The organism is Spongiibacter sp., from assembly GCF_984394615.1.
Genome location: NZ_CFHTQA010000045.1, coordinates 11,977 through 27,407, shown reverse-complemented (window position 1 = coordinate 27,407; position 15,431 = coordinate 11,977). Strand labels below are relative to the sequence as shown.

The window sequence follows — 15,431 nt, the reverse complement described above, 5'->3', positions numbered from 1 at the left end:
AGCGCCACCAAGGCGAATTTCGCCAGCGCACCGGGAAAAGACCACGCTGCATAGACAATTTTCCAGTACCAGGCAGCCACCACTGCCCATACAGCAGCCATCCACAAGGGTAATGTAGGAATCAGCGGAATAATCACCGCAAACTGCGCCAGCAGCAGGGCACCAACCGCGGCCCGGGGCGTCTCAGAGTTCATGCCCGACCTCCCCAGAGCGCCAGCACGCGCAGCGCCGCTTTGAGGTGCGCTGGCCCAAGGTCCGGCGGCATAAACATTCCCGGCACGCGCAAGCCGTAAGCCAACCCCCGCTGTTCGCACTCCAGTACCCACGCACAGAGGTTACTGAGACGATCCTCCTCACCGAGGCCCTCAAGGCTGTCCCAGTCGAGAATCAAGCGGTCACTACTCCCCGCCTCGTATTGCTTGCTGAACAGTCCCTGGCCCCGGGCATAGGCCTTCCAGAAGATGCGCCGCGGCGACTCTCCGCGTCGATAGCGTTCAAAACCACTGAATTCATCGCTGTCACGTCGCGCAGCACTCACCCCTTCGCCCGAATCTGCGGAGGACTGTAACGGCCTCAACATTTTCGGCCGGGGGTACACCAGACAGTGCCAGTCCATCATGGGCATCGCCCAGCACCGGAGAATGCCCAGCGGAAAGTCGGAGCGCAATTGCAGACGCCCCGGCTGAAGACGGCCTCTACTAGTCGCCGGGTACGGCATACGCAGCTCGTAGTGCTGCCCGGCTCTGGGCATTTCGCAGATTACCGTTCTCTGCTCGGCAAAACTGAGCTGGAGTTGATAGCGCGGCCGCGAGCCACTATCGAGATGCAAATGAAAATGGGCGGTTTCGCCGGCAAACACTGGCTCACTATTACCCGCCTGGATCCGCAGTCCGGAAAGATTGATGTAGGTATGAAGAATCGTGATGATTGATACGCTGAAGAGCGCAAAGACCAACATGAAAATGAGGTTATTCTGGTAATTAATCGCCAGCAGCAGCAATCCTAGCAACAGTGCGCCGAATCCCAGCCCCACCGAAGAAGGGAAAATAAAAATGCGATTCTGTTGCAGAGTCAGTGCACTGACCGGGGGATTGCGCCGGGCAATCCAGGCATTCATGCGCCGACGGAACGCCGCTCGCAATCGCTTCACCTCAGGCCAGCACTGCCACATCTGACAACATGTGCTGCACTAACTCCGCCCCGTCGGCACTGCTGTCTGTGGCCGCTTGCAAGCGGTGAGCGGCCACCGGCTCTAATACCGCCTGCACATCGTCGGGCAGAACGTAGTCGCGACCTTCCAACAGCGCCCAGGCCTTGGCACATTGCAGAAGTGCCAGCGCCGCCCGTGTCGACAGGCCAAAAGCAAAACGCGCATCTTCACGACTGAAGGCCACCAGACGTTGGATATAGCTGATCACACTATCGCGAGCTTCTACCTGTTTTACCCGCTCGCGCAGCGCAAGAATTTGCGGCCCATCCAGCTTCGCCTGCAAGTTCACCAGCTGCTCTCGCGGATCGCCGCCCTGCAGGAGCGACCGCTCAGAGCGAGCATCCGGGTACCCCAGAGAAATACGCATTAGGAAACGATCCAGTTGCGACTCCGGTAAAGGAAACGTGCCCGATTGATACCAGGGGTTCTGGGTTGCCATGACAAAAAACGGCTGAGGCAGCTCTCGGGTCTCCCCTTCTACCGTCACCCGCCCTTCTGCCATCGCTTCCAGCAGCGCGCTCTGGGTTTTAGGGCTGGCACGATTAATCTCGTCCGCCAGCAAAAACTGGGTGAACACCGGCCCGGCATGAAAGTGGAAGGCGTTGCTGTTGCGGTCAAAAATCGACACGCCGAGAATATCTGAAGGCAACATATCGCTGGTGAATTGTACTCGGCGATAGCTCAGACCAGTAACTCTTGCAAAGGCCTGGGACAGCGTGGTTTTCCCCACGCCGGGCAAATCCTCTATCAACAGATGCCCACCTGCCAACAGGCAGCAAAACGCCTGCTGCACCTGCCGCTCCTTGCCCATCACAATCCCGCCAACCTCATTGGCAGCAGTGCGTAGTTCCTCAGACGTTGAGCGCATCGAGTCCCCGCTGCAAATCGGCCTTCAGATCGCGCACATCCTCAAGCCCCACAGCCAAGCGAATCAGGTTATCGCGAATACCACTGCGGCTGCGCTCATCGGCAGTCAAGCGCCCATGTGTCGTGGTGCCGGGGTGCACAATCGTGGTTTTGGCATCACCGAGATTGGCAGTGATCGATACCAACCTCGTTGCATTGATAAAACGCCAGGCTGACTCGCGATCGCCACCTGCCACCTCGAAAGACAGGACACCGCCAAAAGCGGCCTGCTGCTTGGCCGCCAGCGCATGTCCGGGATGCGATGGCAGTCCCGCGTAATACACTTTCTCAATGCCGGGCTGCTCATCCAGCCACTGCGCCAGCGCCAGGGCATTCGCGCTGTGAGCCATCATTCGCAGTCGCAGCGTCTCCAGGCCTTTGAGAAACACCCAGGCATTGAACGGGCTCATACTCGGCCCGCAGCTACGGATAAACGCCAGCACCTCGTCGGTGTGTTCACGCCGCCCAACCACCGCGCCACCCACGCATCGCCCCTGACCATCGAGGTATTTGGTTGCGGAATGCACGACGATGTCGGCACCGAGGGCCAGCGGCTTTTGTAATGCAGGGGTGCAGAAACAGTTATCGACCACCAGCAGGCAGCTATGCTCATGAGCCAGCGTGGCGAGCGCAGAAATATCGGCAATCTCAGAAAGCGGATTGGAAGGCGACTCCAGAAATAGCAGTTGCGTTTCAGGACGAATCGCCTCGCGCCACGCGTTCAAGTCCAGCGGCGAGACGAAGCTGCAACTGACCCCCATTTTCCCCATATATTTGTTCAGCAGCACCGTGGTAGTGCCAAACACGCTGTGAGAACAGACCACATGGTCGCCACTTTTCAGCAGTGCCATACAGGTACTGAGGATGGCTGCCATTCCAGAAGAGGTGGCAACGGCGGCCTCGCCGCCTTCCATCGCGGCAATACGCTCCTCGAAGGTACGGACCGTCGGATTGGTATAGCGAGAGTAGACATTTCCCGGCTGCTCTCCGGAAAAACGTGCAGCGGCTTCTTCTGCCGAGGCAAAGACATAACTCGACGTGGTGAAGATGGGTTCGCTATGCTCCCCTTCGGCCGTGCGCTGTTGACCGCCGCGGACAGCCAGGGTATCCAGCTCGGCTTCGCGCAAAACCGCGTCGCGCTGTGCCTGATAATCAGAATCCGTAGTCACGCTGTAGCCTCAAGATGCGTCGTTATGCAGCCCGACCAGGGCGCCGTCACCCGCGGCGGCATTGCGCGCGGATTGTTTGGCGTCATTGCGGTCAGCCGCTAGTTTATCGAGATAGGACTGATCGACATCTCCTGTCACGTAGTCGCCATCGAACACCGAGCAATCAAACGCGTGAATATTCGGATTCCCTTCAGCAGAGCACTCCACCAAGTCAGGCAGGTCCTGATACAACAGCCAGTCAGCGCCGATCTCAGCCTGCACCTCGTCAACACTCCGGCCGTGGGCAATCAGCTCTTCCGCCGATGGCATATCAATACCGTAGACATTCGGGTAGCGCACCGGCGGTGCCGCCGACGCAAAATACACTTTGCGCGCCCCCGCATCCCGCGCCATTTCAATAATCTGCTCACAAGTCGTACCGCGAACAATGGAGTCGTCCACCAGCATGACGTTTTTGCCCTTGAACTCCAGGCCGATCGCATTGAGCTTCTGCTTGACCGATTTTTTGCGGGCGCTCTGCCCCGGCATAATGAACGTTCGGCCGATATACCGGTTTTTAACCAGGCCCTCGCGGAATTTCACGCCCAACACAGCCGCCATGGATTGCGCGGCAATACGGCTGGAATCAGGAATGGGCACAATCACGTCGATGTCGTGGTCGGGACGCTCGCGAAGAACTTTCTCTGCCAGCCTCTCGCCCTGACGCAGGCGCGATTTGTATACCGATACACCGTCCATAATGGAATCGGGACGGGCAAAATACACATGCTCGAAAATACAGGGGCGACACTGCGTTGCTTCGGCGCACTGGCGCACATGAATGTCGCCATCCACACTGATAAATACGGCCTCGCCCGGCGCAACATCACCCACTAATTTGAAACCCAGCGCATCCAGCGCAACGCTCTCTGACGCGAGCATATACTCCTTGCCGGCATCGCTCTCCCGCATACCGTAAACCAGCGGCCGAATCCCGTTGGGGTCACGAAAACCAACAATGCCATAGCTGGCGACCATCGCCACCACGGCATAGCCACCGCGACAGCGCTTGTGCACGCCTTCCACCGCCGAAAACAGATCGTCAGCGCTGGGCACGAGCTTGCCAAGACGCTGAAGCTCGTGGGCGAAGATGTTCAACAACACCTCCGAGTCAGACTCGGTGTTCAGGTGCCGCAGGTCTGACTGAAACAATTCCTGCGACAACAGCTCGGAGTTGGTCAGGTTACCGTTGTGCGCCAGACTGATGCCATAGGGAGAGTTCACGTAGAACGGTTGAGCCAGCGCCGGACTGGAGCTGCCCGCCGTGGGGTAACGCACATGGGCAATACCCATATTACCCAGCAGGCGTTGCATGTGGCGGGTATGAAAGACATCCCGAACCAGGCCGTTGCCCTTGCGCTGATTGAGACGGCCATCCTGGCAAGTCACAATGCCAGCGGCGTCCTGGCCGCGATGTTGAAGCACAGTCAGTGCGTCATAGAGATCCTGATTGACATTGCGTTTGGCGACGATGCCGGCGATACCACACATGCAGCCTTACCTCGTTGTTGCATATCGGTTGGATTAGCGGTGATTGTCCACAAGTGAAGACAGCCAGCCGATGAGATCATTGAATGTCTGTTGCGACCAGTCGCGCATCAGCAAAAATTCGGGAATCAGTTGCGATTGCTGCCACCAGGGATCTTTGTCGATATCGGTCAGCAGCGACGGCATCAGCACCAGCAGAGCCAGCACGACGATCATTCCCCGCGTCGCACCAAATATCATGCCCAGCAACCGGTCTGTGCCGCTGAGTCCGGTACGCTTAACCAGCTCAGCAATGACATGGGTGGCAAGACTGCCCAGCACTAATGTGCCGGTAAACAGCAAAACATAGGCCAGAATATCGCGAAGATAGGGCTTCTCGACCATGGATTCGAGCAAGCCGACCATCGGTGTATGGAACGCCAGCGCAACAAAAAAGGCCGCAGCCCAGGAGACCAGTGACAGGGCTTCACGCACAAAACCGCGCAACAAGCTGATAAGCGAGGATACGACAACAATGCCAAGAATGGCCCAGTCTGCCCAGTTAAAGCTCGTCAGCACCGCAGGCGGCTCCAAGAATCTTTGAAGGGGCGAATTCTACCAAGCTGAGCAGGCCAGCCCAAGCCTTTATCCTTCAAAACGGCTGAGGATCGACTTCAATTCAAATCGCCGGTTGATTTCCGCCTGCAGTGACTCCGCCCGCTCGCGGTTCAACGCAGGACCCACCAACACCCGATAAAGGGTGCCGCTGCTGCGTTTCAGTGTTTCCGTGTAAGCTTTATAGCCACCGTCGCGCAGACGTTTTGCCAGTTTCTCGGCATTCGCCTGCTGACCAAAGCTGCCACATTGAATGACCCAGGCAACCGGCAAACCGCGCGCTTCCGCACTGGGTTCCACCGGCGGCGCCGCGGTTTTCGCTTTTTCAGGTGCCGCAGCGGCGGTCTGGGGCTCAGGCTTGGAGACCCGCTTCGGCGCCGTGACCTCGGGCTGCGATACCGCGCGAGGCTCACGCTCAGGTGGAGTGGCTGCTGCCTTAACCCCTTCGCCATTAAACCGAGACGGCATCTCCTCCGACGCGGGCGCGATGACCGGCTGCGGCTCGACAATCGGCGCCGATGCCGAAGCGATACCCTCTGGAATACGCGGCTCACTTTCCTGCGGCGTTTCAATACGGGGTTGTGGAGGAATCTGGCTGCTCCGGTCCAGCTTGTACTCAGCCGGACCGGTAAACAGCAGCGACCACAAAATAACGCCGCCACAGAGCAGAACCAGAGTCCCAACCAAACGCTGTCTCATCATCAGTGCAAAATCTCAACAAACGCGGAAGCGGGCATCGCCTGCATTACCGCAGCAACCGTGAAAAAGGAACCGAAGGCCAGCAGACTATCATCTTTGCCCAGCCCAGCGCGAACGCCCGCCAAACTCTCAGGCAAGGGCGCTATCATGTGGATCGCCGCATCCGACACGCCAGCAGCAATCAGTTGCTGCTTGAGCTTCTCAGGGGACATCGCTCGCTCAACCCCGGGCAAGGGAGGCAGATACCACTGCCGCACCAGCGGCGTAAAATCAGCCAGACTTTCCCCCAATTCCTTGTCGGCCATCACCGCAAATACCGCGTCTACATTGCCCTTCTCAAGCAGTTCTGGAAGGCGCTCTCGCAGACGTGCCAGCGCCGCCGGGTTGTGGGCCACATCCAGCATCAAACAGTGATCTCGCAAAGCAAAACATTCCCCCCGAGCGGGGATATGCACCAGACGAAGCCCCTCTCGAATCGCCGATTCGGGGATATCAAAAGGCAACTGCATGATGGCCTGTATTACGGTTGCGGCATTGTCCAGCAGCACAGCGGGACAGGGCAGATTTTTCATTTCACAGGCCTGCCCCAGTCGATTCACGCCGTGCCAATGCCAGTTATCGCCGACATGTTCCAGACCGAAGTCGTCACCTCGCTCTATCAGCCGCGCCAGGCAAGCAGCGGCCATTTCGCCAACAGCGGGGCTGCGCCGGGTATCACCGAATACCACAGGGCGACCCCGCCGCATAATACCGGCTTTTTCCCGGGCGATGGTCTCGCGATCATTACCCAACCAAGCCTGATGATCGAGATCGACGGAGCTAATCACCGCCACATCGGCATCGACAATATTGACCGCATCCAGGCGACCGCCCAAGCCAACTTCCAGCACGAGCACATCGGGCTGCGTCTCGGAAAACAACTGCAGGGCTGCCAGCGTGCCAAACTCAAAATACGTCAGGGAAGTGCCCCGCCGCGCCTGATCCACAATCTCAAAGGCATGACACAGTGCGGCATCGCTGACCGGCTCGCCATCAATGACAATCCGTTCGTTGTAGCGAAGAAGATGGGGGGAAGTGTAAGCGCCAACCGATAGGCCCGCGCATTGGAATATCTGTGATAACAGCGCAACGCAGGAGCCTTTACCATTGGTGCCGGCCACCGTAATGATGGGCATACCCAACGACAGATCCATCTGCCGGGCTACCTCGGCTATGCGCTCAAGCCCCAGATCGATCTGCCTCGGGTGCTGCGCCTCCATCCATTGCAGCCAGTCCTGCAACTGCTCAAATCGCATGGGGCGCGGTCACTCAGTGCTGATAGTAGGTCATGTTGCCCAGCAGGCGGGCAAGCGTCTCGGGCAGTTCTGCGCGGCGAACGATCATATCGATGGCACCGTGTTCCAACAGGAATTCACTGCGCTGGAAGCCTGGCGGCAATTTCTGGCGGATGGTCTGCTCGATGATATTGGGCCCTGCAAAGCCCGCGCGGGCGCCTGGCTCAGCAACATTGATGTCGCCCAGCAAGGCCAGACTGGCGGACACTCCGCCATAGATCGGGTCAGTCATCACCGAAATATAGGGTACCCCATTCTGCTTGAGGCGCTCCAACACCGCGCTGGTTTTTGCCATCTGCATCAGCGAGATCAAGGCCTCCTGCATACGGGCACCCCCGGAGGCAGAGAAACACACCAGTGGGCGGCGCTCTTTCAGCGCAACGTTGGCGGCCTGGGTGAACTTCTCTCCAACCGCAGACCCCATTGAGCCGCCGTGAAAGTTGAATTCAAAGGCAACGGTAACGACCGGCACTGACTTTACGGTGCCTTTATAAGCGATCAGCGCGTCTTTCTCGCCAGTGCTCTTCTGCGCCGCCGTCAAACGGTCCCGGTATTTCTTCTTGTCCTTGAATTTCAGGCGATCAACGGGCTCGATTTCGGTCAGGATTTCCTCACGACCTTCCTCGTCCAGAAACAGTGCAATACGACGGCGCGCACCAATGCGCATGTGGTGATCGCACTTGGGACATACATCCAGGTTGGCTTCCAGCTCAGGGCGATACAGGACCGCATCGCACTTTACACACTTCTTCCAAAGACCTTCAGGCACCACGCCACCAGACTTACGCTTTTCCGCGTTTTCTGACCGCCGCACGCCCGAGGGGAGAATTTTATCTACCCAGCTCATTGTTATTTCCTGTCTATCGTTGTCAGTTTATCGCCCGCACCGCATCTCAGGCGGCGTCGATAGCGCTGCGGATATCGGCGATCAAACTCACCGCCTCCGCAATATGCTGCTCAGTATCTTTACTCATGTCGCGATTGGCAAGGCGATCTACCAGCGCGCTGCCCACAACAACGCCCTCACAAAGAGGTGCGATAGCGGCAGCCGATGCCCGGTCCTTGATACCAAAGCCGACCGTTACCGGCAGAGAGCTGTGCGCTTTAATTCGCGCCAGCAAGGCCTGCACACTTTCCACGTCAAGGTTACCGGCTCCGGTCACACCTTTCAGTGACACACAATACAAATAGCCGCTGGCAAGCGCCGCCACTTTGGCCATACGCTCATCACTGCTGGTCGGCGCCAGCAGGAAAATATTATCCATGCCACCGTCTTTCAACAGACGACTGGTTTCCTCTGCCTCTTCCGGCGGCATATCTACCGTCAGCAGACCGTCGACCCCTGCCGCCTTCGCTCGGCTCGCAAAGATGGTGTACCCCATGCGTTCCACCGGATTGGTGTAGCCCATCAGTACCACCGGGGTATCGCTGTCATCGCGACGAAATTCGGCCACCATTTCCAGCACCTGGGTCAGGCTGACATGGTGCGCCAGTGCCCGCTCATGCGCGAGCTGAATAGTCGGCCCTTCCGCCATCGGGTCGGAAAACGGCACTCCCAGCTCCAAAATATCGGCACCGCTCGCCACCAGCGCGTGCATCAGCTTAACGGTATATCCGGGCGCGGGATCACCGGCCACGATATAAGGCACCAATGCCTTGCGGCCGGCGGCCTCCAGTTGTTCAAAAACCTTTGCTAGACGACTCAATGTAAAACCTTCCCGTCAATCAATACCGATGCCGTCAATGCCGGCAACCGTGTGAATATCCTTGTCTCCCCGTCCAGACAAATTGACCACGATGCTCTGATCCGGCCGCATCGTCGCCGCCAGCTTCTCGGCATAAGCCACCGCGTGGCTGGACTCCAGCGCGGGCATAATACCCTCTACCAGCGTCAGCTTACGGAATGCCGTCAATGCTTCGTCGTCATTGATCGCCACATAGTTCACGCGACCAATGTCCTTCAGCCAGGAGTGCTCGGGCCCGACGCCGGGGTAGTCTAAGCCCGCCGAGACCGAGTGCGTGTGCATAATCTGTCCCGCTTCGTCCTGCATCAGATAGGTGCGATTACCGTGCAACACGCCCGGAATGCCGTCGCTCAGCGGCGCGGCATGTTCGCCGCTGGCAACGCCATGGCCACCCGCTTCGACACCATACATGGCCACATCTTCATCGGTGAGGAAAGGATGGAACAGGCCAATGGCATTCGAGCCGCCGCCCACACAGGCAACCAGCGCATCGGGAAGACGGCCGGTTTGTTCAAGGTGCTGCTCTCGCGCTTCACGACCAATCACCGACTGAAAATCGCGCACCAGCATCGGATAGGGGTGCGGGCCCGCCGCCGTACCGATGATGTAGAAGGTATCATCGACATTGGTTACCCAGTCGCGCATGGCTTCGTTCATCGCGTCTTTCAGCGTGCGAGAACCAGACTTGACAGAAATAACCTCTGCGCCCAGCAGTTTCATCCGGTAGACATTCAGCGCTTGGCGACGGATATCTTCCTCGCCCATAAACACCTGACAATCCATCCCCAGCCGCGCCGCAACAGTCGCCGAGGCAACACCGTGCTGCCCTGCACCGGTTTCAGCGATAACGCGCTTTTTGCCCATGTATTTGGCAAGCAATGCCTGCCCAATGGTGTTGTTCACCTTGTGGGCACCGGTATGGTTCAGGTCTTCACGCTTCAAATATATCTGCGCCCCGCCCACTTCGCGAGACCAGCGCTCAGCGTGATAAAGCGGAGACGGACGCCCGACATAGTGCGCCAGGTCGCGATCAAACTCTGCACGAAAATCCTTGTCTTGGCTCAGCTTGCGGTAATTCTCCGCCAGCTCATCGAGCGCGTAAATCAGGGTCTCTGAAACAAAGCGACCACCGTAAGGGCCGAAGTGCCCTTCAGCGTTCGGGTACTGGCTGTAATCGATAAATTCTGACTGCTTGCTCACTCAAAACTCCCGTCGGTCAGCATCTGCGACCGCTTGAATAAATTGCCGAATGCGTACGGCGCTCTTCACGCCCGGCGATGCTTCGACGCCCCCGCTGACATCCACAGCCCAAGGTCGGCAACTGGCAATTCCCTCGGCGACGTTGTCGCTAGTCAGGCCACCGGCCAGTAACAGAGGAAAATCCCGTTCACCGGGAATGCGCTGCCAGTCAAACGACTCACCCGTGCCACCCGGCACGCCGGGTTTATAACTGTCCAGCAGTATCGCCCTGGCGCCGGGGTACTTGCCGACCTCTCGGGCGACGTCCACACCGTCTTTCATTCGCAGCGCGCGTATATAGGGGTAACCGAAAGATTCGCAAAATGCCGGCGATTCGTCACCGTGAAACTGCACGAGGTCCAATGGACATTGCGCCAGCACAGCGCGCAACTGTTCTTCATCGGCATTCACAAACAGACCGACAGTACTGACGAAAGCGGGCAATTTACGAACGATTTCGGCTGCCTGTTCAACGCTTACCGCACGCGGGCTTTTTTCGTAAAACACAAAGCCCAGCGCATCCGCTCCGGCCTCGAGCGCCGCTTTGGCGTCCGGCAGGCTACGAATACCACAAATTTTTACGCGGGTACGAAACACTCAGATTCTGCCAAGGGATTAAACAGGCGCCAATACTAGCAAATTTCACGACGCGCTGCCGCAAAATCACTGTCTGGAAAACGACTAATTTCAAGGCTGCCGCCACTCGGGAGCAAACTCTTCGCAATGCCAAAAGAGGCCGACACGGCGGCTTATTTCAGGCAGGCACAAAGGCGCGAATAAACTCCGGCCCCGGCGACTGTTTCGGCAAATCATAGTCGTCGGGGTAAGACACATCCACCAGATACAAACCATGCGGCTTGGCCGTCACACCGCCCTGAGTCCGATCACGCGTTGCCAGTACATCAGCCGTCCAGCCTGGCGATTGCTGGCCGCTGCCTACCGCCAGTAATACACCGGCAATATTCCTGACCATGTGATGTAAAAACGCATTACCCTGAATATCAATCATCACCAAGCGACCAAAACGCGTCACGTTGATAAAATGAATATTGCGCATTGGACTGAGAGACTGGCATGAGGCCGCTCGAAATGCGCTGAAATCCTGTTCACCGAGCAAGCACTGAGCTTCGCGGTGCATCAGCTCCGCATCCAACGGTAAATCAAAATGCGTCACACCTCCGACAAGGTGAGCAGAACGCCGCGCCTGATTTAAAATCAGATAACGATAGCGCCGCGCCGTTGCGGAAAACCTGGCATGAAAATCCTCGCAGACCGGGCGCACCCATTTGGCCGCCACATCATTCGGCAGCAGAGCATTGCTGCCCGCCAGCCAGGCTTTGGCCGAGCGCGCCACCGGGGCGTCGAAGTGAACGACCTGATGGCTGGCATGAACCCCAGCATCCGTGCGTCCTGCACAGAGAATACTGACCGGCTGAGCTGCCACATGGCTGACGGCGGACTCTACCGCCGCCTGCACACTGCTCACATGGGGTTTATCCTGCCGCTGCCAACCGCGGTAAGCACTGCCCTGATATTCCAGGGCCATGGCAATGCGAGTGCCGGGAGGAAGTGGAGTCGGGTCGGCACGCTCAAAGGCCGACCCGTTGGATTGCATACGGCTCACGTCAGTGAAGTTGATCCAGGAGGGACTGGGCCTCAGCTTTTTGTGCGTCGTCGCCGGACTCAATCACCTCAGTCAGCAGGTCTCGGGCACTGTCGCCATCACCCATATCAGCAAAGGCTCGGGCCAGATCCAGCTTGTTAGCAACATCATCGCTATCCGAAAGCGCCGCCTCGCCGTCTGCGTCCATGGCATCAACTGAAAACTCATCAAAGACCAGATCGTTGAGATCCAGCTCGCTGTCGCCATCACCCAACGACACCGCAGGGTCGTCATCGACTTCTGCGTCAGCCGTATCAACAAGCGTCTCGAGCAATTGCTCGTCGTTATCAGCCGTCTTGTCTTCTGCAAAAGACAAGCCTTCAACTTCAGCATCCAACTCCGCCAATGCCGAATCCAGGTCCAACTCCGGCTCACTGCCCTCGCCTTCGGAAATTTCCAAGGCAGGCTCGTCGCCGACCTCAATATCGACAGCCCCCAAATCATCGTCAGGCGAGTCAAAAGTCGTCAGCTCGGGCAGCGTATCTTCGTCGCGACTCAGCTCAACGTCACGGGTGTCGTCATCCAAGTCAAAATCACCCAGCTCACTCTCAGCCGTATCACCACTCAGATCAACACTGGTCGGCTCCGCACTGTCGGCACTCGCATCATTTGCGGTCGACAGATCATCCATATTGAAATCAAAATCAGCAAGATCGAGCTCATCACCTTCAGCAGATGTATTTGGCTCAGCACCGTCGGTGGTGACAGGCGTTTCTAACTGCTCTTCAACAGCGGGCGCCTCGTTCTCCCCGGCCGATGACAGGAATGCATCGTCAAGCGAGAATTCTTCATCGGCATCCTCAGCAACAAACACGGATTCTTCACTATCGGACTCCGCGTCGACAGGCGAGTCTTCGTCAAGGGAAGATGACAACGGCGACTCTGAGGATGCCTCCAAACTATCCAGGCTATCGAGGTCAAAGTCACTGTCTAGATCGAGTTCGAAATCGGCCAGCTCATCCTCAGCCACTTCCGGCTCGCCTTCCACGACGGGCTCTGCATCCGACTCCAGCGAACGCGCATTGTCATCAGAGATAGTTGCATCGACGGCACTTTCGTCGAACACACTCTCGTCAAAACTCAGCTCATCAGGCGCGTCTGCCGTATTCGCAACCCCGCCTTTAGGCGTCTCGTCGTCAAGGAATGCCAGCTCTTCGTCAAGATCATCCAGAGCATCAGATGCAGAGGCAGTTTCGACATCAGCCTCCAACCAGTCACTGACGCCCTCAATCGCCGACATGGACTCTTTTACCTGTGCCAAAGCAGCACTGTCGCCGGATGCTTCAAGCTGGCGATACGCTTCAAGGAAATTGTCGCGATCGCGAGTATCCAGATAGATATCCAGCAGTTTGCATTGCAGTTCGGTATTTTCGGGCTCGTTCGCAATCGCCGTTTTCAGCAAGCTGGCAGCCTGGTCATAGCGACCATAGGCCACGTAGATTTCCGCTTCGGAGATGACATCGCTGGTCTGAGCCTGAACAGGCTCATTGGCAGACTCGGCGGCAACCGCGCTGTTCTCATCATCGGTATCAACCGGAGAGTCGTCCAGGGAGTCAAAATCAAAGTTGCTGATTGCGTCAGTCGCCAGTGCATCGCTGCCCTCCGATGACTCACCCTCAGCACCCTCTACCGGTGTTTCAGCCGCTTGAGCGTCATCGCTTGCAACCGCCAGATTGTCAAAACTCGGCTCGCGAGGTTCCTCTCCCCGCGCACGTCGACGGAGCGCCAGTACCAGCAACAAGAACAAAGCCACACCGGCTGCCAAGTAGCGGTAAAGCGGTGTTTCGTACCAAGCCGCCGATGCAGTTGCGGGTGCCGACGATGTCTGAGGCGGCACCGACTCTTCTGCCGTCGACTCTTCCGCAGCCGACTCAACCGCGACTTCAGGCTCAGCAGATACGGCGGACTCGGCAGCGGCAACGCTATCGATAGACTCCTCGTCGGCAGCGGTTTCCTCTGTCACCATATCGCTGGCAGACTCGACCGCATCGGCATCACCCGTTACCGACTCTTCTTCAGCGGCGACATCGCCGCTCGACGCACCCGCCTGTAACGCTGCGAGTTCACTATTTTTCAGGGCGATCAACTTTTGCAGTGTATCGATCTGCTTTTCCATTTCCCGGACACGGCTCGCCATCGCCGCATTTTCCAGCTGAGCCTTTTCCAGCGCTTCTTGCTCTTGCTGAAGACGCTGCTCCAACTCGCCCTCACCGCCTTCTGCGCCCTCGCCGGCGCTGCCGATACTGAAGCGCACATCATCGGTTGCACCATCCGTTTCCGGTTTAGCTTCTGCCGCCGACGTTGCATCCAGTTGCGGCCCTTGCGGCGCCAACTGAGAACCGCTTGGCGCGGTGACTGTCGAGGATGGGGAAACGCGTCCACTGCGCCAATCGCGCGCCTGCTTTCGCACTTCCTCGAGCGCATCTTGCTTATTCAAGGCCTTGGCTTCAGCCTCTGTCGGCGCTTGCAGCAGATAACCCGATTTGATGCGATTAACGTTGTTGCCGATAAACGCATCAGGATTTTTACGCAGCACCGCGATCATGGTCTGCTCGGTGGTGACATCCGCGCTCGGGCGAAGCCGGGAGGCGATACGCCACATGGTGTCGTGATGCTGAACCCGGTAGGCGCCGTCGTCACCACTGGCAGGCAGTGCAGTCTGCTCAGCTGCCGGGCGAGGCCGTCGGGCACCCGCACTGTCAGAGCTGACTGCGGTCGAGGTAAAAGTGGCCGTGCCAGCAGCAGTTGATGGCGTATCCGCGCTACTCGGTGCAGCAGGAGTGCTCACCGTTGCCGATGACGCGGTTGGCGCGACGACCGGCGCACTGCTGAACTCAGGCAAGTCGAGCAAGACGGTGTATTCACGCAACATGCGGCCATTCGGCCAACGCACTTCGACAATGAAATCCAGGTAAGGCTCAACGACCGGCTGCGGTGTGGACACCACAATGCGTCCGCGTCCGTCGTCACCGACTTCGACCAAAAACTCCAGACTATTCAGGAACTGCGTGCGATCAATACCGGCATTTTTGAAGGCCTGCTGGTCAGCCAGCTCTACGCGAAGCTGAGCAGCCTCCAGGCCTTTCGCATCCCTCAACGGGATAAACGCCTTGAAGGGCTGATTCAGAGTGGATGCCGTAGCAATATCACCGACCCCCAACGCACTCGCCAGTTGTCCGTGCATAGCACCTGCTACAAATACCGCCAGGGCCAGACTCTTCCTCATATTTCCACCGTCTCGTTGCTGCGCCACATTCATCCCGTTTGCAACCGGGCTGTGGTGGCGGGTATTCCGAATTGTCCGCAGCAAGAGCCGCAAACCATGGGCGCCGATTTTCTAGAATT

The 15,431-nt window shown here is 57.9% G+C and carries 14 protein-coding genes; all 14 read right to left on the bottom strand.

Annotated features, from left to right (window positions below; translation table 11 throughout):
* Nucleotides 1-194 (bottom strand): hypothetical protein (locus tag AC5DB9_RS14160; RefSeq protein ID WP_491732069.1); only part of this gene is annotated, 194 nt, incomplete at its 3' end.
* Nucleotides 191-1,141 (bottom strand): DUF58 domain-containing protein, encoded by a 951-nt coding sequence (locus tag AC5DB9_RS14155; RefSeq protein WP_272994095.1) that lies wholly within the window; start codon nt 1,139-1,141, stop codon nt 191-193. The genes AC5DB9_RS14160 and AC5DB9_RS14155, both read right to left, overlap by 4 nt.
* A gap of 10 nt (nt 1,142-1,151) precedes the next feature.
* Nucleotides 1,152-2,078 (bottom strand): AAA family ATPase, encoded by a 927-nt coding sequence (locus AC5DB9_RS14150; RefSeq protein ID WP_272994094.1) that lies wholly within the window; start codon nt 2,076-2,078, stop codon nt 1,152-1,154.
* A complete protein-coding gene (locus AC5DB9_RS14145; protein ID WP_272994093.1) occupies nt 2,062-3,285 on the bottom strand; it encodes an O-succinylhomoserine sulfhydrylase in 1,224 nt (407 codons plus the stop codon). Before AC5DB9_RS14145 ends, AC5DB9_RS14150 begins: the two co-directional genes overlap by 17 nt.
* Before the next feature lie 9 nt (nt 3,286-3,294).
* Nucleotides 3,295-4,815: an amidophosphoribosyltransferase gene (purF, locus tag AC5DB9_RS14140; RefSeq protein WP_022957446.1), complete on the bottom strand. Its 1,521-nt coding sequence runs from the start codon at nt 4,813-4,815 to the stop codon at nt 3,295-3,297.
* Between the two features lie 33 nt (nt 4,816-4,848).
* Complete coding sequence (locus tag AC5DB9_RS14135) at nt 4,849-5,370, bottom strand: CvpA family protein (protein WP_022957447.1); 522 nt, start codon at nt 5,368-5,370, stop codon at nt 4,849-4,851.
* Nucleotides 5,371-5,436: 66 nt separating this feature from the next.
* Nucleotides 5,437-6,108 (bottom strand): SPOR domain-containing protein, encoded by a 672-nt coding sequence (locus AC5DB9_RS14130; protein WP_272994092.1) that lies wholly within the window; start codon nt 6,106-6,108, stop codon nt 5,437-5,439.
* Nucleotides 6,108-7,400 carry a bifunctional tetrahydrofolate synthase/dihydrofolate synthase gene (gene folC / locus AC5DB9_RS14125; RefSeq protein ID WP_272994091.1) on the bottom strand — a complete coding sequence of 431 codons (1,293 nt, stop codon included), beginning with the start codon at nt 7,398-7,400 and terminating at the stop codon, nt 6,108-6,110. Before folC ends, AC5DB9_RS14130 begins: the two co-directional genes overlap by 1 nt.
* Before the next feature lie 13 nt (nt 7,401-7,413).
* On the bottom strand, nt 7,414-8,286 hold the full coding sequence (gene accD, locus AC5DB9_RS14120) for an acetyl-CoA carboxylase, carboxyltransferase subunit beta (RefSeq protein WP_022957450.1): 873 nt from the start codon (nt 8,284-8,286) through the stop codon (nt 7,414-7,416).
* A gap of 46 nt (nt 8,287-8,332) precedes the next feature.
* A complete protein-coding gene (gene trpA, locus AC5DB9_RS14115) occupies nt 8,333-9,145 on the bottom strand; it encodes a tryptophan synthase subunit alpha (protein ID WP_022957451.1) in 813 nt (270 codons plus the stop codon).
* Between the two features lie 15 nt (nt 9,146-9,160).
* The gene (gene trpB, locus AC5DB9_RS14110) at nt 9,161-10,384 is read right to left on the bottom strand and encodes a tryptophan synthase subunit beta (RefSeq protein WP_022957452.1); all 1,224 of its coding nucleotides are present in this window, start codon (nt 10,382-10,384) and stop codon (nt 9,161-9,163) included.
* Nucleotides 10,385-11,020 (bottom strand): phosphoribosylanthranilate isomerase, encoded by a 636-nt coding sequence (locus AC5DB9_RS14105; RefSeq protein ID WP_272994243.1) that lies wholly within the window; start codon nt 11,018-11,020, stop codon nt 10,385-10,387.
* Nucleotides 11,021-11,177: 157 nt separating this feature from the next.
* Nucleotides 11,178-12,038: a tRNA pseudouridine(38-40) synthase TruA gene (truA, locus tag AC5DB9_RS14100; RefSeq protein ID WP_272994242.1), complete on the bottom strand. Its 861-nt coding sequence runs from the start codon at nt 12,036-12,038 to the stop codon at nt 11,178-11,180.
* Between the two features lie 10 nt (nt 12,039-12,048).
* Complete coding sequence (locus AC5DB9_RS14095) at nt 12,049-15,312, bottom strand: FimV/HubP family polar landmark protein (RefSeq protein ID WP_272994240.1); 3,264 nt, start codon at nt 15,310-15,312, stop codon at nt 12,049-12,051.
* Between the last annotated feature and the right edge of the window lie 119 nt (nt 15,313-15,431).